At 70.5% G+C, this 17,368-nt stretch carries 16 protein-coding genes; 10 read left to right on the top strand and 6 right to left on the bottom strand.

Going from position 1 to position 17,368, the window contains the following annotated elements:
• Positions 1 to 66 precede the first annotated feature (66 nt).
• The 3 genes from ABGB21_RS33680 to ABGB21_RS33670 form a co-directional block, all read right to left on the bottom strand.
• Positions 67 to 654, bottom strand: coding sequence for a GntR family transcriptional regulator (locus ABGB21_RS33680; protein WP_347681228.1), 588 nt, complete (start codon positions 652 to 654; stop codon positions 67 to 69).
• 75 nt (positions 655 to 729) lie between these two features.
• The gene (locus tag ABGB21_RS33675; protein WP_347651405.1) at positions 730 to 1,284 is read right to left on the bottom strand and encodes a GCN5 family acetyltransferase; all 555 of its coding nucleotides are present in this window, start codon (positions 1,282 to 1,284) and stop codon (positions 730 to 732) included.
• Positions 1,281 to 2,063 (bottom strand): GntR family transcriptional regulator, encoded by a 783-nt coding sequence (locus ABGB21_RS33670; protein ID WP_347651404.1) that lies wholly within the window; start codon positions 2,061 to 2,063, stop codon positions 1,281 to 1,283. Before ABGB21_RS33670 ends, ABGB21_RS33675 begins: the two co-directional genes overlap by 4 nt.
• A gap of 157 nt (positions 2,064 to 2,220) precedes the next feature.
• On the opposite strand from ABGB21_RS33670, the gene ABGB21_RS33665 reads away from it, so the two are divergent.
• From ABGB21_RS33665 to ABGB21_RS33655, 3 genes are all read left to right on the top strand, one after another.
• On the top strand, positions 2,221 to 2,403 hold the full coding sequence (locus ABGB21_RS33665) for a hypothetical protein (RefSeq protein WP_347681226.1): 183 nt from the start codon (positions 2,221 to 2,223) through the stop codon (positions 2,401 to 2,403).
• Positions 2,404 to 2,582: 179 nt separating this feature from the next.
• The gene (locus ABGB21_RS33660) at positions 2,583 to 2,840 is read left to right on the top strand and encodes a hypothetical protein (protein ID WP_347651402.1); all 258 of its coding nucleotides are present in this window, start codon (positions 2,583 to 2,585) and stop codon (positions 2,838 to 2,840) included.
• A 97-nt stretch (positions 2,841 to 2,937) separates the two neighbouring features.
• Entirely contained in the window at positions 2,938 to 3,246 is a 309-nt protein-coding gene (locus ABGB21_RS33655; protein ID WP_347681224.1) for a hypothetical protein, read from the top strand.
• A 157-nt stretch (positions 3,247 to 3,403) separates the two neighbouring features.
• On the opposite strand, the gene ABGB21_RS33650 is transcribed toward ABGB21_RS33655, so the two are convergent.
• Entirely contained in the window at positions 3,404 to 4,882 is a 1,479-nt protein-coding gene (locus ABGB21_RS33650) for a hypothetical protein (protein ID WP_347681222.1), read from the bottom strand.
• Positions 4,883 to 4,968: 86 nt separating this feature from the next.
• Here ABGB21_RS33650 and ABGB21_RS33645 point away from each other — a divergent pair, with 86 nt between their 5' ends.
• On the top strand, positions 4,969 to 6,117 hold the full coding sequence (locus ABGB21_RS33645; protein WP_347651399.1) for a HAMP domain-containing sensor histidine kinase: 1,149 nt from the start codon (positions 4,969 to 4,971) through the stop codon (positions 6,115 to 6,117).
• Entirely contained in the window at positions 6,114 to 6,800 is a 687-nt protein-coding gene (locus ABGB21_RS33640; RefSeq protein WP_347651398.1) for a response regulator transcription factor, read from the top strand. The genes ABGB21_RS33645 and ABGB21_RS33640 overlap by 4 nt, the downstream gene beginning before the upstream one ends.
• On the opposite strand, the gene ABGB21_RS33635 is transcribed toward ABGB21_RS33640, so the two are convergent.
• On the bottom strand, positions 6,755 to 7,153 hold the full coding sequence (locus ABGB21_RS33635; RefSeq protein ID WP_347651397.1) for a hypothetical protein: 399 nt from the start codon (positions 7,151 to 7,153) through the stop codon (positions 6,755 to 6,757). The two genes, ABGB21_RS33640 and ABGB21_RS33635, sit on opposite strands and share 46 nt — an antisense overlap.
• 541 nt (positions 7,154 to 7,694) lie before the next feature.
• Here ABGB21_RS33635 and ABGB21_RS33630 point away from each other — a divergent pair.
• From ABGB21_RS33630 to ABGB21_RS33610, 5 genes are all read left to right on the top strand, one after another.
• Entirely contained in the window at positions 7,695 to 9,365 is a 1,671-nt protein-coding gene (locus ABGB21_RS33630) for an FG-GAP repeat protein (RefSeq protein WP_347681220.1), read from the top strand.
• Positions 9,366 to 9,487: 122 nt separating this feature from the next.
• The gene (locus tag ABGB21_RS33625; protein WP_347651395.1) at positions 9,488 to 11,125 is read left to right on the top strand and encodes an FG-GAP repeat protein; all 1,638 of its coding nucleotides are present in this window, start codon (positions 9,488 to 9,490) and stop codon (positions 11,123 to 11,125) included.
• Between the two features lie 244 nt (positions 11,126 to 11,369).
• On the top strand, positions 11,370 to 13,016 hold the full coding sequence (locus ABGB21_RS33620) for a hypothetical protein (protein WP_347651394.1): 1,647 nt from the start codon (positions 11,370 to 11,372) through the stop codon (positions 13,014 to 13,016).
• Positions 13,017 to 13,106: 90 nt separating this feature from the next.
• Positions 13,107 to 14,759 (top strand): hypothetical protein, encoded by a 1,653-nt coding sequence (locus tag ABGB21_RS33615; protein ID WP_347681218.1) that lies wholly within the window; start codon positions 13,107 to 13,109, stop codon positions 14,757 to 14,759.
• 69 nt (positions 14,760 to 14,828) lie between these two features.
• Complete coding sequence (locus tag ABGB21_RS33610; RefSeq protein WP_347651392.1) at positions 14,829 to 16,484, top strand: hypothetical protein; 1,656 nt, start codon at positions 14,829 to 14,831, stop codon at positions 16,482 to 16,484.
• Positions 16,485 to 16,499: 15 nt separating this feature from the next.
• Here the strand turns inward: ABGB21_RS33610 and ABGB21_RS33605 are convergent, their stop codons facing one another.
• Positions 16,500 to 17,081, bottom strand: a complete 582-nt coding sequence (locus ABGB21_RS33605) for a TetR/AcrR family transcriptional regulator (RefSeq protein WP_347651391.1) — start codon at positions 17,079 to 17,081, stop codon at positions 16,500 to 16,502.
• Between the last annotated feature and the right edge of the window lie 287 nt (positions 17,082 to 17,368).

The raw sequence follows: 17,368 nt of genomic DNA, 5'->3' as shown, positions 1-17,368 counted from the left end.
CGGAGACCGATTCCGTCGCAAGAACCTGTCTACCGATGGCTCCACGTCCTTATCAAAAGCTGTCCGCTATGGACGGTACGCCCGTGTCATCCCGAACCGCCCCCGGATCCTTGCTGAGATCACCTCAGTGCCTGCGGTCAGGGACAACGGCTCCCACGACGTGGAAATCTGGATCGGCGAGTCATCGGCCAGATATCGGTAGTCCGTCCGCATCACCGGCGCATCCGGTTCGATCTCGAGCCTGGCGGCGATCCGTTCCTCCGCCACGTCGTGCCGGGACTCGTGCTCCCAGGTGGGCCGCTGTCCGGCGGCGGTAGCGTCCCGCACGAACGGTGACGTCGAACCGGCGGCTGAACGTAGATCGCGACCGGCGGCGTTGCGGGTGATGCGTCGGCTCTGTCGTACGTAGTTGCCGGATCCGCGCCGACCCTCGACAAGGCCCTCGCTTTTCAAAATGGACAGTGCCCATTTCACAACGGTGGTGGAGACGCCGTAGCGCTCTCGGAGCTTCGCCTCGGTCGGGAGTTTGTCGCCAGGCGCCAGGTCGCCGGCTCTGATCTGGTCGCGTAGCTCCGCAACGATGCGCAGGTACGCAGGATTTTCGGGCATGGTGAACCTGCCCCTCTCTCCGGTCTGCACCTGCCAGTCGACCACAGAAGATTGATGCTTGCGTTCCTGCGCCGCCGATATGAAGGCGGCGGCCAAAGCCTGCCGAGGCTTCGACCGGGACTAAACTCCAGTTTCGATCTTGAGTAGGCCGGCATACGGCTGCGCCGGCCGTTCGAAGCAGGCCCCTGAGACCCGTGACTCGACGGTCCGGACATGTCGGAAGCCCTGTCGTACGTAGTAGGCGTGTAGGCGGGGGTTGGTGGTCCAGGCGTCGAGCCTGAGCCAGGTCAATCCCGCGTCGTACGCACGCCCACCAGCCCAGTCGAGCATCTCGCCACCGAGTCCGCTGCCGGCGTTCTTTAACGGGATCATCATCTTGGCGGCATACAGGGCGTCGGCGGGATCGTCCTCCGGGTACCAGAGCGCATCAGGGTCGCGGTCGGGCTTCCAGAGTGAGTCCACGTCGACGTAGGCGGTCAGCGTGATGGTCGCCAACGGCGTTGAACCGTCCCACACCATCCAGGTCTGCCCAGCCGAGACCGTGGCGGCGACGGCAGAGCGAGGCAGCGGAATCGACCACTGGTCCTCGCCACGCCCAGCGAGCCAGTCGACCCGTTCTCGCCGCCAAGCCATGATGATGTCGACATCGACCATCCGCGCCGGCGTGATGATCAACGGTCGCCACCCGCCCTGAACCTCGCGATCACGTCGGCATCTCCGAGCGTGTACACAATGCGGTTCCGGTCGGCGGCGAACGTCGATACCGACACCCGCACCGCGCGCTCGGTCGTGAAGCCGGTCCGTACGTACGTGAGCACCGGCGTTCCCGTCGGCAGGGCGAGCAGCGAAGCCTCGGCCGGACGAGGCATGGCCGCGACGATCTCGTCCTCGTACGCCGTCTGGACGTACCCACGCTCGGCGAGCAGCCTGGTCGTGCCTTGCGGGACGTCATGCGGGGAGAGCAATTCCGGAATCTCCTGGCAGAGATCCATCGGATAGTAGGTGTCCTGGACGGACGAGATATTGCCGTTTACGGACCGGACGCAGCGTCGGACTGCGGCGTGCGATCCGTTCTCGACGCCGAGGCGCCGGGCATGGTCCGGCGGCAACGCCTCGATCCGCAGCTCGAACGTCTGCGTCGGCTCGTAGCCCTGCGCCCGGACCTCGCTGAACCAGGCGTCCGACTCGCTGTACGGGCCGGGCATCTCCGCACGGCTCGCATGGAAGTCCAGCGTCACCCGCTCGCGGACGACCATGCCGCCGGCTCGACCGGGCACACTCGCCACCAGACCCTCGTTGACGAGCAGTCCGGTGGCCAGGCGGATGGTGTTCCGACTGACGGCGTACTGGTCCTGAAGCTGGGTTTCGGACGGCAGGCGATCGCCGGGACGCAGCTCGCCAGAGAGGACCTTCGCGCGTAGCTCGTCGGCGATCTTCCGGTACAGCGGCTGCACGGCTCCACCCTCCCAAATTTGGTACCAACCAATCTAGCGATTGGCCTTGACGTCCATCGACACCCCTGCAATGGTTGGTACCAATCCAACCTTACCTAGCGTTCGAATTTGATCACCTGGGGTTGACATGACGCAGGCTGGCGAGATGGCGCGGGAGATGGAACGCATCAACCGAGCGCTTGAGGTGGCCCGGGTCCACATCGCTGGCCTCGACCAGGCCGACGGAGCCCGACTGCTTTCCGGGCGCGTCGCCCACTCACCTCTGCGCACCCTGCTGGAGCAGGCAGAACAGGCCTCCCAGCGGGTGACGACGTACCTACGGGATCAATCCCGCTCCTGAACTGGACGCGGCGGACGCGAACTATCCAGCCTCCGGCCGCGCCTGCCGCGTCCGCCTCCGGTCGGGACCGGTGTACTTCCCCCCGTACACCGGTCCCGGCCACCCACCAGCCGGGTGCGGCGGTCGGTGCTGCCCGAGGCCCGGCCGCCGCACCCCCACCAGCACTGGAGGTCCTGGGGATGAAGCTGTGGACACGGTGGCGTACCCGCCGCCGGGATCGGGTCGCCGCCGAAGCCGAACGCGCCGCCCGCGAACACGACGCCGCCGAGGCCGAGGCCGCGCGGCAGCGGGTGCTGGACCTGGCCCGCCGCCAGCGGTACGACCGCGACAACGACTCCGGCCATCGCACCTGGAGCTGGAACGGCCCGACCCTGATCCTCGACCTGCCATTGCTGACGTACGGGCAACGGCGGCTCTACCGGGTCGGACCATGTTGACCCGGCTCCGTCGCTGGTGCAGCCGCCGCACCGCAGCAGCGCAGCCACCCGCACGACGCTGGAACAGTCGACGCTGGGACCGCTACGGGCAGTGGCGATGAGCGACGACGACCGGCCCCCGATCGTCACACCGGCGGTCGAAATGCCGGACGTCCCCGAGGGGGCCCTGCTCCGACTCGGCCCCGGCGACTGGTCACACGGGGCGACGCTGCCCGTCGGGACGTACCTGAATCTCAGCCTGACCCGGATCCACCGCAACGTGACCCGCCAGGACGAGCAGGGTCTCTGGGTCTGGGTCGTCGGCCACGAGCACCCGGCCTGCACCTGGCCACACGTCGAAGCACACCCGCCCTGCCTGCAACTGATGGTCCGCTTCGACGTGCTGACCGAGGCGGCGAACCAGTGAGAACTCCTGCGAGTGCCCCACCTGCCGGGTGGCCCGATCGCAGGAAGCGCCCCCAGGGTGCCGGCGGCAACCGGTGACCCGACAGGACGCGACCGGCCCCGCCAGCCCGCACACCGTGGCTGGCGGGGCCGGTGGTCGAGGCGCGGGCCACCCGAACCTACCCGACGTTCCTCGTGCGGTGCTGGAAGGCCACCCGCAGCACGACCAGGGTGTACGCGCAGAGCATCGCGAGCCCGGCCCACCAGGGCAGCGGGAAGTATCCGGCCGACGGTGCGTAATGGGCGGTGACCTGCGGGAACTCCTCCACTGTCTGCTGGACGGCAAAGCCGGCGGCCGGGGTGAGTCGCAGCAGCCAGTCGGAGACCGCGTCGGGCAGGAGCGGGAACGCCGTGACGGCGTAGGGGAAGGCGACCAGCGACAGCCCGGCGAGGATCGCCGCCCAGCCCCGGCGCAGCCACACCCCGAGCCCGTACGCGAGCACGGCACAGAGCGCGAGTGCCGCCGCGACGCCGACGATCACCCGGGCGCCGGTCAGGATCGACACCGGTTGCACCGCGACGCCGTTGCCGCTCAGGATCACGGCGCCGACCGGGATGACAAGACCGACGGCGACCAGACCGGTAACCAAGGTGGCTGCCCCGACGACGGTCGCCCGGGCGGCGATCACCGGCCGGGCGAGCGGCTCGCGAGCTGTGCGGGCACCGTAGCGGGCCGCGACGACGAGCAGGACGATCAGCCCGATCACCAGGCCGAACAGGAGCTTCTCGACGCTCCGTGCGCCCTCCTCGCCGAGCGGCCCGATGTCGCCGGTGCCGCTGACCGTGATGACGCCGTTGCCCTCGACCGCTCCCGACCGGTTGTGGTGCTTCTCCCAGTCGGTCTGGTTCATCTCGCCGACCGGCTCGCTGTTCCACGCGCCGGTGGCACCGCCCTCGACGACGACGTTGTCGAAAACGCCGACGGCCTGGGTGAACCGGACCTCCTCGGTCGCGCCGCCGAGGCCGACCCTGCGGAGCGTGAGGTCGCCGGGGGAGGTCGCGAAGAGGCCGACCTGCACGATGTCCGGCAGCCCGTCGAGTTTCGCCGCCCCGACGGTGCGCCACCGCACGCCGTCGGTCGACTCCGCGCCGGTGATGGTGTCGCCCGACCGGGTCAGGCGCAGCCAGCGCGGGGACTCCGCCGAGACGCCGCCCGCGCTTCCGGCGACGTCGTGTGTGTAGTCGTGCTGGAAGCGCACGCCGTGGCTGCCGGTCATCATGAGCGCCGCGTATCGCGACCCCGGTCGTACGCCGTCCTTGACGATGATCCCGGCCTTCGCCCAGGGGACCAGCCCGGACACGATCTGGTCGTGGTTCGGCGGCGGGTAGGTGATCGTCCCGGTCATCGCGGTCAGCCGGACCGTGATGCTGCCCTCGCGGCCCAGGTCGCGATGCAGGAACCAGAATCTGTCGCCGACAACGGCACCGTCGCTGGCGACCGGAGTGACCGGGCACGGCCCCGGGCAGGACGACCGGTTGCCGGAGGCGTACAACAGGCCCAGCGCGATGATCGCGAGGACCACGGCGGCCAGGGCGGCCAGGCGGCCAGGGCTGCGGAACGCGGTCCATTCCCGCCGGAGGAGTTCGGTGCGCGACATGCCGTCGGTTCTACGGGTCGGCAGGTAACCCGGCCCGAACCGGCGTTGTCATGCTGTTGTTAGGTCCTCCGGGTCATGCTGGGGGCATGATCAGGCTGCCCAGCGGCACCGTGCGGGTGAGGTTCACGATCCTCTACGCCGTGGTGTTCCTCGTCTCCAATGCCGGGCTGCTCGGCCTGACCTTCCTGCTCACCAACGGCAGCGTCAGCAACGTGGTCCCCGCCGAAAATCCCCCCATCCAGGGCAGCCCTGGCGGGGCGCAACTGCGCATCCGGCAGTTGGAGGACCAGCTGGCCGCCGTACACACCCAGCAGGCTCGCCAACTGTTGGCCGGCTCGTTGGTGGCGCTGGTCGTGATGGCGGTCTTGTCGCTGCTGCTCGGCCGGGTGCTGGCCAGGCGCGTACTGCGCCCGCTGCGGCTCATCACCGACGCCACGCGGTCCATCTCCGCCGACAGCCTGGGGCGGCGGCTGGCGGTCGACGGCCCGGCCGACGAGGTGAAGGATCTCGCGGACACCATCGACGAGCTGCTCGAACGGCTCGAGGCGTCGTTCGTCGCGCAGCGCCGATTTGTCGCCAACGCCTCCCACGAGCTGCGTACGCCGTTGGCGACGGTGCGGGCGTCACTGGACGTCGCGGTCGCCAAGCCCCAGCCGAGCCCTTCGACGGTGGCGCTCGCGAACCGGGTACGGCCACAGCTGGACCGGGTCGACCACCTGCTCGACGGACTCCTGGTGCTGGCCCGGGCACAGCACGGCGCGCTGCCCGACGCCGCCCCGGTCGACGTCGGTGACCTCGTCGCCGTGGCCCTGGGCGCCCGGTCCGGCGAGGTGGAGACGAAGGGGCTCCACCTGACCGTCGAGGTGCCGCCGGGAGCGGTGACCCGGGGCAGTCCGGCGCTGCTGGCGCGGCTGGTGGCCAACGTCGTCGACAACGCCGTGACCCACAACCAGAGCGGCGGCTGGATCCGGATCGCCGGGGACGCGGACGAGCGGCGGATCGTGCTGGTCGTCGAGACCGCCGGACCCGTCCTCGACCAGCGGGAGGTCGACCGGCTCGGGCGGCCGTTCGAGCGGCTGGGCGCCGAGCGGACCGGGTCCTCGGGACTCGGGCTGTCCATCGTGGCCGCTGTCGCCGCTGCCCACGGCGGCCGGCTCGCCCTGCTCGCCCGCCCGACGGGTGGGCTACGCGTGTCGATCACGCTGCCGGCAGCGCGGGCGTCGGTGCCGGCATGAGGATCCTCGTCGTCGAAGACGACCACGCCCTCGCCGAGGTGGTCGCGGAGGGGCTACGCGACCAGGGAATGGCCGTCGACCTCGCCCACGACGGGCTGACCGCCGCCGCCAAGCTCGACCTCACCGCGCACGACGTGGTGGTCCTGGACCGGGACCTGCCCGGACTCCACGGCGACACACTGTGCCGGATGATCACCGAGCGGGCGGACCGGCCGATGGTGCTGATGCTGACCGCGGCCAGCACGCCCGGCGACCGGGTCAGCGGGCTGACCCTGGGCGCGGACGACTATCTCGGCAAGCCCTTCCACTTCCCCGAACTGATTCTGCGCATCCGGGCACTGGCCCGGCGCAAGCCGGACGCGCGACCCCGGACACTGCGCGCGGCCGGAATCGAGCTGGATCCGGTACGCCGCACCGCCGTCCGCGATGGGCGTCAGCTCAACCTCTCGGTCAAGGAGTTCGCCGTGCTGGAGGCGCTGCTGCGGGCGAGCCCGGGTTTCCTGAGCAGCGAAAGCCTGCTCGAACAGGTCTGGGACGAGAACGCTGACCCGTTCACCAACACCGTCACCGTGACGGTGGGCCGACTGCGCCGCAAACTCGGCGAGCCGCCGGTCATCGCGACGACGCCCGGAATCGGCTACCGGGTCGCCGGTCCACCCAGCGACGGCGACCCAGGCGATTGATTCGAGTGTGCAGGTCCTCGCGACTCCTCCGGCCGCCGTCGTACCGCCACCGACAGGGTTGTGGCCAGAAGGGTTACCGCCAGCACGCCGACCGACTGGGCAAGGCGACCGATGCGCTGGCTGGTACAGCGTTCGTACGTACGCGCCCAGTAGTCGTCGGCGTAATCCTGTGGTCGTCCGATGTCGAGGGCGAAACTGTTGCCGCAGGACCTGTCCTCATGGTCGCCGGGCGCGGGTACGCGGATCGGCAGCAACAGCATCATCGCGACCACGACGGTACCCAGCAGCACGATCGGGAACGGGCTCAGCAGGGCGGCGTACCACGGCTTGGTCGTGGCGACTGCGGTAGTCATCTCGCCGAGGGTAGAACAGTCGCCTCCGGTACGGCGGAGCCCGACACGCCCGTCAGGTAATGGCCGAGTGGCGCCAGTCCCGGAATCGGCTCACCCCGCAACTGGAGTCGGCGTCAGAATGCGCCCCAGATGCCGAGTTGGAATCTTGGCGCCTGGTCGTCGCGCGTACAACGCTCAAATTCCAAGATCTCGGATCTTGTCGGAGGAAACCGGCAGCGGACGACGGCAGCACGCACCGGGCGGCCCGCCGGGACCTGCATCGCGGCAGTGGGGCGAAGGCAGCCCGACGAGTGCCGACAGCCAACCTGGCAGCAAAGACCGACATAGCCGCGCCATCCGGGCGGCGCACCCGAGCCGAACGGCCGCTTTTCGCCCACCGTACAGGCGAAACGACGCTGGTCACGGAACAGCACTGTCGAGATAGAGGACATAACGCAGCCCCACCCGAACTCGTTCGACGTTCGCCATTCGCCGTTTACCGGGTCGCCACGATTGATCCACTCCCATACGCTGTCGACCTCCCAACCAATCAGGAGGTCTGGTGCGGCGAAGCATTGCGGGGGTTTCGGCTCTGGCGTTTTTGGCCAGCCTGGGGCTCAGTGCTCCAGCCAGGGCGGCGGACGAGCCCCGAACCATCAAGCGGGACGGTCACAGCCTGCTCCACCAGCGGGTACCGCAGGAAAAGGCAGCCAAGAAGAAGTCGGCAAAGGCTGCTGCCGGTCTCACCCGGTCCGACTTCGACGGTGACGGGTACGACGACCTCGCGGCCAGCTCGAACGCCTACCAGTACACCGGGCCCGAGCAGCTCGACGGCATGGTCGTCATCCAGTACTCGACCGCACCGCAGGTCGACTACGTGTACGGGGTCGATCCGCCCGACGGTGACGGCGGCAACTTCGGCGACGCGTTGGCCACCGGCGACTTCAACGGCGACGGCTACGACGACCTGGCGGTCGGCGCCCCGAACGAGTTGGACTGGCTGAACGGGACCCAGGCCGGCGCGGTCTGGGTCGTCCCCGGCAGCAGCAACGGCCTCGCGTTCGAGCTGTCCACCTACTTCGACCAGAGCTCGCCCGGCGTTCCGGGCGGATCGGAGAACCGCGACTGGTTCGGGTCCGCGCTCGCGACCGGCGACCTCAACGGCGACGGCAATGACGACCTGGCGATCGGCGCGTACGGAGAGGCGATCGGCAGCAAGACGTCGGCCGGCTCGGTCACCCTCCTCTACGGCAGCGCCAGCGGCCTCACCGACAGCGGTGCCCAGGACCTCTACCAGGACCAGGGCCACGTTCCCGGCGGCAGCGAGACCAACGACAGCTTCGGCTACAGCCTGGCGATCGGCGACGTGACCGGCGACGGGTACGCCGACCTGGCCGTCGGCGCACCGCGGGAGAACGAGAACACGGGCGACCCCGGCAGCGGCACGGTCAACCTGATGCGGGGCTCGGCGAGCGGGATCTCCACCACCGGCGCCACCTCGGCCGACGGTTGGGCGATCAAGTCGGCGACCGGCACCGCGGACACCACCGCCCGGACGTTGGGTACCGCTCTGGCGATCGGCGACGTGAACGGCGACGGGCTCGGCGACGTCATCACCGGTGCCCCCGGTTCGCAGACCCCGCACACCAACGGCGGGCTGATCGCGGCCTTCACCGGCCGCACCAACGGCATCGCCAGCAGCGCCGTAGTGGTGATCGGCCAGCGTACCGCCGGGGTGTCGGGAGAGCCCGAGACCGGGGACCGGTTCGGCGCCACCCTCTCGACCGGTGACGTGACCGGTGACGGCCTGGCCGACGTACTGGTCGGCGCTCCGGGTGAGGCGATCGGCTCGGCGACCGGCGCCGGCGTGATCACCCTGCTCAAGGGCACCAGCGGCGGACTCACCGGCGACGGCTCGCAGTCGTTCGACCAGAACCACGAGGTCGTCCCGGGTGGCTCGGAGGCAGGTGACCGGTTCGGTGGTTCCCTCGCACTGCTGAACTGGGACGGCCTCGGCGGGCTGGACGCGGTCGTCGCGGCGGCCGGCGAGGCGGTCGGCGGCGACCCCTCCGGCCGGGCGTCCGGCTCCATCTCCGTGTTCCAGGACTCCAGCAGCGGGCTCGTACCGCAGGCCATCTCGGTCAACGGCCAGGACCTGCAGGCCGACTTCGTCTGGCCGCTGGACTACGGCTTCGAGATCGCCGGCCCGCAGGGCGGCGTACCGAGGGGCTGACGCCGGGTGGTGGCGACCGGGTGCATCCACCGATCACCCGGTCGCCACCGTCGGTCCACTTCCCTAACATCTCGGGTCGTCCACAGCGAGCGGGGGTTCTGGTGCGTCGGACAATCGCAGGCATGTCCGTGCTGGCCGTGCTGGCCGGACTGACCATCAGTGCCCCCGCCCGCGCGGCGGACGAGGTGCTGACCATCACCCGCGAGGGTGTGACTCTCCAGTTCCACCGGGTGCCGAAGGCCAGCACTCCGGTGACCGGGACCGGTGTCACCCGGTCGGACTTCGACGGCGACGGCGTGGACGACATCGCGGCCAGTGGCGTTCCCGAATACCACCACGGACTTCCGCACTTCCCGACCGGGGTGACCGTGGTCCGCTACTCGTCCGCGCCGCAGGTCGACTACCTCGCGGACGTTCTGACCGGAATCGGTGGCAACTACTTCGGGATCGCGCTCGCTGCCGGGGACTTCGACGGCGACGGCTACGACGATCTGGCGATCGGAGACTCCGGCGAGCGGCACCCCGACAAGCAGACCCACGCCAGCGGCGGTGTCTGGGTCATCCCGGGGAGCAGCACCGGGCTGGTTCCCGACTCCGCCAGCCACTTCAGCCAAAGCTCGCCGGGCATCCCCGGCGAGCCCGAGGAGTACGACTACTTCGGTGCGGCCCTCGCGACCGGTGACCTCAACGGCGACAACCGCGACGACCTGGCGATCGGCTCGTACGGCGAGGGGATCGGAAGCGCGGCGGGGGCCGGTTCGGTGGCCGTCCTCCTCGGCAGCGCGACCGGCCTCACCACCACCGGCGTCCAGGACATCTACCAGGACCAGGCGGCGGTACCCGGGGCGAGCGAGCCCAGGGACAGTTTCGGCTACGCGCTCGCGATCGGCAGGGTCAACAACGACCGGTACGCCGACCTGGTGATCGCCGGTCCGCACGAGAACGAGAACACCCGCGCCGACGGCAGTGGCACCGTCGTTCTGATGTGGGGCTCGGCCGCCGGGGTGTCCACCACCGGTGTCACCTCGGTCGACGGCTGGGGCATCCACGGGGCGCTGGACCGCACCGACAACTACGCCTGGTCCCTCGGCAACGACCTCGCGGTCGGCGACGTGAACGGTGACGGGCTCGGCGAGGTGATCGCCGGCGCGCCCCGCGCCCAGACCCCGCACATCGCTGGCGGCCTCGTCGCGGTCTTCACCGGCCGCACCTCCGGCATCTCCAACGGCGCGGTACGGGTCATCAACCAGCGCACCAGCGGCGTACCGGGCGAGCCCGAGGAGTTCGACCGCTTCGGAGAGACGGTCGCGGCCGGTGACGTGACCGGCGACGGCCGGGCCGACGTACTGGTCGGCACTCCCGGCGAGGGCCTCGGCTCGGCCACCTCCGCCGGCGTCGTCACCCTGCTCAAGGGCTCCGCCTCCGGCCTCACCGGCACCGGCGCCCAATCCTTCGACCAGAACCACCCGGACATCCCCGGCGGAGCCGAGAAGAGCGACTTCTTCGGCTCCTCTGTCGCGTTGCTGAACCTCGACGGCCGCGGCGGCCTCGACGCCCTGGTGGCGGCACCGTCCGAGGAGGTGGGTGGTGACGTCGCGGACCAACCATCCGGAGCCCTGTACCCCTTCTACGGCTCCACCAACGGACTCGTACCGCAGCCGACCTCGACGAACGGCCTGGACCTGCGCACCGACCGCGTCTGGCCACTCCGCTACGGCCTCGAGATCGGCGGACCGCAGGGCGGCTTCGCGGGTTACTGAACAACCGGGTGTGGCAACTGCCGACCCACCCATCCGGCCTGTCGTTGACCGACACCAAACGGGGGTTCCCCGGCGAGGAAAGATCGCCCGCTTCTCGGCCCTCGCCGTGTCGGCCTGCCTGGGGCGTTGAAATCGCCGGTCGGCATCCCCCGTTTACCTGGTCGCCACCGTCGGTCCACTCCCCTAACATGTCGGAGCGTTTACAACGAGCGGGGGATCTCCGGTGCGTCGAAGGATTGCGGGCATGTCGGTGCTGGCCGTGCTGGTCGGGCTGACAACCAGTGCCCCGGCACGGGCGGTGGAGGGCGCGCGGGCGGCGGAGGAGATCCGCAGCGTCACCCGGGACGGTTTTGTCCTCCAGCTCTACCGGGTGCCGGTGACGGCCAGCCCGATGACCGGGGCCGGCGCCACCCGATCCGACTTCGACGGTGACGGCGTCGACGACATCGCGGCCGCCGCAGTCCCGCACTACCGGATCGATCTGCCCGAGAGTTCGGCCGGGATCGTGGTCGTGCACTACTCGTCGGCGCCGCAGGTCGACTACCTCACCGGTTCCGCCCTCTCCGGCAGCGGCTGCTGCTTCGGTACCCCGGTGGTGGCCGGCGACTTCGACGGGGACGGCTACGACGACCTGGCGATCGGTGACCCGGACGAGGTGGATCGCGGCAACCGGGCCGAGGGCGGCGGGGTTTGGATCATCCCGGGCAGCCCGTCCGGCCTTGTGCTCGATTCGGCGAGCCACGTCAACCAGAGCTCGCCCGGCGTACCCGGCGAGTCGGAGACCAAGGACTGGTTCGGCGGAGCGCTCGCCGCCGGCGACCTCAACGGCGACGGCCGCGACGACCTGGCGATCGGCGCGTACGGAGAGGCGATCGGCAGCAAGACGGAGGCCGGCGCGGTCACCGTGCTGTTCGGCAGCCCGACCGGCATCACCACCACCGGCGCCCAGGACATCCACCAGGACCAGGCCGCCGTCCCCGGCGGCTCCGAGCGCAACGACATGTTCGGTTTCGGGCTCGCGATCGGCAGGGTCAACAACGACCGGTACGCCGACCTGGCCATCGCCTCGCCCAACGAGAACGACGAGCCGAACGGCAGCGGCGCGGTCGCCCTGATCTGGGGTTCGGCGGGCGGGATGTCGACCACCGGCGCCACCTCGGTCACCGGCGTGGACCTGTACCAGGGGATGCCGGAAGCCGGCACCACCGTCCGTCGCCTGGGCGAGGCACTGGCCATCGGTGACGTGAACGGCGACGGGCTCGGCGAGGTGATCGCCGGGGCACCCAGCTCCACGACCCCGAACGTCACCGGCGGTCTGGTCGTGGCCTTCACCGGCCGGTCCGGCGGCCTGTCCAGGGACGCGGTCCGGGTCGTCACCCAGCGCACGTCCGGTGTACCGGGCGAGCCCGAGGGCGGTGACTGGTTCGGCGCCCGGCTCGCGGTCGGCGACGTGACCGGCGACGGTCGGGCGGACGTCCTGGTCGGCACCCCCGGCGAGGCCCTCGGTTCGGCCACCGGCGCGGGTGTGGTCACCCTGCTCAAGGGTTCCGCCGCCGGCCTCACCGGCACCGGCGCCCAGTCCTTCGACCAGAACGACCCGATCGTCCCCGGCGGGGCCGAGGCCGGTGACAGGTTCGGCGGTTCGGTCGCCCTGCTCAACCTGGACGGTGTTGGCGGGCTGGACGCCCTGGTCGCGGCCCCCGGCGAAGAGGTGAACGGCGACGACGCCGGCTGGGGTTCCGGCTCCACGTACCGGTTCCACGGCTCCGGTGGCGGGCTCGTCCCGCAGCCGACCTCGACCAACGGCGCCGGTCTGCGTACCGACCGGATCTGGCCGCAGCAGTATGGCCTGCACCTGGTCGGCGCGCAGGGCGGGCACACCCCGTACTGAGTCGACGTGCCGATCAGCTCGATAGGCGACCGGGCAGTTGTTGATCCACTTATCCAGCCTGTCGGTCACCGGCAGCGAACAGGGGATGTCATGCGTCGACGAATCGCCGGCTTCTCGGCTCTGGCCGTCGCGGCCAGCCTGGGGTTGACCACCCCGGCGAGGGCTGCGGACGAGTTCCGGACGATCACCCGGGACGGGGTCATCCTGCAGTACCAGCGGGTGGCGAAGGCGACCAGTCCGGGCACCGGCAGCGGACCCACCCGTTCCGACTTCGACGGCGACGGCATCGACGACATCGCGGCGAGCAGCGACCCGGGCGACCCGAATCTGCCGCACCACCCGACCGGGGTGGTCGTGGTGCGTTACTCGTCCGCCCCACAGGTCGACTACTTCATGGGGGTACTGAACGAGAGCGGCTGTGGCTGCTTCGGCATCTCCCAGGTGGCCGGCGACTTCAACCACGACGGCTACGACGACCTGGCGATCGGTGACGCCGACGAGGTGGATCCGGGCAACCAGGCCCACGCCGGCGGGGTCTGGATCATCCCGGGCAGCAGCACCGGCCTGGTCGTCGACCTGGCCCGGCACGTCAACCAGAGCTCGCCCGGTGTCCCCGGCGACCCGGAGAACTACGACTGGTTCGGTGCCGCGCTCGCCGCCGGAGACCTCAACGGCGACGGTTACGACGACCTGGCCGTCGGCGCGTACCGGGAGTCGATCGGCAGCGCGTCCGAGGCGGGTTCGGTGACCGTGCTGTTCGGCGGGTCGACCGGCATCACCACCACCGGCGTACAGGACATCCACCAGGACCAGGCGGCGGTGCCCGGCGGCGCCGAGCGCAACGACCACTTCGGCTTCACGCTCGCGATCGGCAAGGTCAACACCGACGGGTACGCCGACCTGGCCATCGGCTCCCCGCACGAGAACGACGGATCGGGCGACGACGGCAGCGGCACCGTCGTCCTGATGTGGGGCTCGGCCGGTGGGGTGTCGACCAGCGGCGTCACGTCGGTGACCGGCTGGGGGATCTACCCGTCGACCGGTAGTCAGGAGACCATCGCCTGGTATCTGGGTGAGACCCTCGCGATCGGCGACGTGAACGGCGACGGGCTCGGCGAGGTGGTGGTCGGAGCCCCCGGGGCCCAGACCCCGCACCTCCGTGGTGGCCTGCTCGCGGTCTTCACCGGCCGCACCGCCGGAATCTCCAACAGCGCGGTACGGGTGATCACCCAGCGCACCTCGGGTGTGCCGGGTGACCCCGAGGACGGGGACAACTTCGCGGGCGCGCTGGCGGTCGGTGACGTGACCGGCGACGGCCGGGCGGACGTCCTGGTCGGCACGCATGGCGAGGCGATCGGTTCGGCGGTCCGGGCCGGCGTGATCACCCTGCTCAAGGGTTCCGCCTCCGGACTCACCGGCACCGGCGCCCAGTCGTTCGACCAGAACGACCCGGTCATCCCCGGTGGATCCGAACGCAACGACGTCTTCGGTGGCTCCGTTGCCCTGCTGAACCTGGACGGCACCGGCGGGCTGGACGCCGTCGTGTCGGCGGCCGGCGAGGAGGTCGGCGGCGACCCGGCCGGCTACCCGTCCGGCGCCCTGTATCCGTTCCACGGGTCGGGCACCGGGCTCGTACCGCAGGCCAGCTCGACGAACGGCCTGGACCTGCGTACCGACCGGATCTGGCCGCAGCGGTACGGCCTCAAGATCGCGGGACCGCAGAGCGGCGTCCCGCTGCCCTGACCGCGAAGCTCCACTGTGCAGCCACTTGCCGACGCGACGGTCGACCGTCAACGGAAACCGGAGGTTCTGATGCGAGCAAGGCTTGCCGGCGTCTCCGCGCTGGCCCTGGTGGCCAGCCTGGGGATCAGCACCCCGGTGCAGGCGGCGGACGACGTCCGGCTCGTCACCCGGGACGGTGTCGGCCTCCAGTACCACTGGGTGCCGAAGGCGACCACCCCGGTCACCGGGTCAGGTGCCACCCGGTCCGACTTCGACGGTGACGGCGTCGACGACATCGCGGCCACCTCCGACCTGTCGCTGCCCACCTGGAACAGCCTGCCGTACAACTCCACCGGTCTGGTCGTGGTGCGCTACTCGTCCACGCCGCGGGTCGACTACCTGACCGGTACCACCGAGGGCGGCGGCTGCGGTTGCTTCGGCCGCGCGGTCGCGACCGGGGACTTCAACGCCGACGGCTACGACGACCTGGTGATCGGCGACTCGGACGAGGTCGATCCGGGTAACCAGACCCGGGCCGGCGGGGTCTGGATCCTCCCGGGTAGCAGCACCGGGCTGGTGGTCGATGCCGCCGGGCACATCAACCAGCGTTCCCCCGGCATACCTGGCGAGCCGGAGAACCTCGACCGGTTCGGCGTGGCGCTCGCGGCCGGCGACATCAACGGCGACGGGTACGACGACCTCGCGATCGGCGCGGAGGGGGAGGCGATCGGCAGCAAGGTCGAGGCCGGCTCGGTGACCGTCGTCTTCGGCAGCGCGAGCGGTATCACCACGACCGGGGCCCAGGACCTCTACCAGGATCAGACCGCCGTGCCGGGCGCCTCCGAGCGGAACGACCGGTTCGGCTCCGGCCTGGCGATCGGCCGGGTCAACAACGACCGCTACGCCGACCTGGTGATCGGCGCTCCGCTCGAGAACGACATGGTGAGCCCGGAGGGCAGTGGCTCGGTCGCCCTGCTGTGGGGTTCGGCGGGCGGGGTGTCGACCAGCGGGGCCACCTCGGCCACCGGCTGGGGCATCTATCCGGCAACCGGCGACGCGAACACCGTGGCCTGGTACCTGGGCTCACCCTTGGCGATCGGCGACGTGAACGGTGACGGGCTCGGCGAGGTGGTCGTCGGGGTGCCCGACGCGCAGACCCCGGGCATCTACGGCGGTGTCCTCGCGGTCTTCACCGGTCGGACCGCCGGCCTCTCCGACAAGGCGGTACGGGTCATCAGCCAGCGCACGGCGGGAATCCCGGGCGAGCCCGAGCAGGACGACCGGTTCGGTGCGAGGGTCGCAACCGGTGACGTCACCGGCGACGGCCGGGCGGATGTGCTGGTCAGCGCACCGGGCGAGGCGCTCGGTTCGAACACCGGAGCCGGGGTGGTCACCCTGCTGAAGGGCTCGGCCGCTGGTCTCACCGGGACGGGTGCCCAGTCGTTCGACCAGAACGACCCGGTGATCCCGGGTGGCGCGGAACGCGACGACAGGTTCGGTGCCTCCATCGCCCTGCTGAACCTCGACGGCACCGGCGGGCTGGACGCGGTGGTCGCGGCGAGCGGGGAGGTGGTCAGTGGTTTCGACTGGCCGTCCGGCTCCACGTACGTCTTCCACGGCTCGGCTGGCGGTCTGGTGCCCCAGCCCACCTCGACGAACGGGATGGATCTGCGGACCGACCGGCTCTGGCCGCACCGGTACGGTCTCCGGCTCGCCGGTCCGCAGGGCGAGGGCGCGTACTACTGAACCCCCGCGACGGGTTCAGTCGAGGCAGCGGAGGGCGACCTCGGCGGACCGCGTCAGGGTCTCCCGGTCCGGGTTGATCGCTGCCATCACCCGGAGCCCCTGCAGGCTCGCGACCAGGAAGTGGGCCAGGTCGTTGGCGTTCCGGTCGACCGGGATCTGGCCCCGTAGCTGCGCCTCGGCGATGACGTCGAACAGTGCGAGTGCCAGTGCCTGGGTGGTCGACCGGAGCCGTTGGGCGACCTGGAGGTCGAGGTGCGCCCGTTCCATGGCCGCGCCGACGATCAGGCAGGCCTGGCGACGGCCGTCCTGGACGATCTCGTCGACGGTGCCGACGAACATCTCCCGGATCACGTCGCGGGCGTTGGTGCCGGAGCGGAGCAGTTCGGCCAGGGGTGCCGCGTACTGCCGCCGGTAGAGGTCGAGGACGGCCAGGTAGATGCCCTCCTTGCTGCCGAAGGCCGCGTAGAGGGAGCCGCTGCCGAGGCCGGTCGCCTCGGTCAGGTCGCGCATCGACGTACCCTCGTAGCCCTTGCGGCAGAAGACCTCCAGGGCGGCGCCGACCGCGACGTCAAGGTCGAATTCTCGGGTCCGTGCCATCATCCCAGGGTACGTCGATCTGGAACGACCAACAAACTATCGTGCCGCTCGGCTCGGCCGGCTCCCCCGGTCTGCGTTCGGGGGCCGCGATCGTCCCTGTCACCCTCCCCCTGTGCCCTCCTCGCCGGGCTGCCGACAACCCGCAGGCTGTCGCCGCCCTGCAGCGTCGGAGACGCGGAGTCCAGGCTCTGCCGGCGCGCTGGCGCCCCAGGCTGAGCCAAACCATCGCCGGTGACCCGACTCACGATTATTGGTCGATCGCTCCAGATACCGTACGGTTGCCTGCG

The sequence above is a fragment of the Plantactinospora sp. B24E8 genome, from assembly GCF_039871735.1.
Taxonomy (GTDB): domain Bacteria; phylum Actinomycetota; class Actinomycetes; order Mycobacteriales; family Micromonosporaceae; genus Plantactinospora.
Note: the sequence above shows the minus strand (reverse complement) of the source record. Positions and strands in the feature narration are given on the sequence as shown.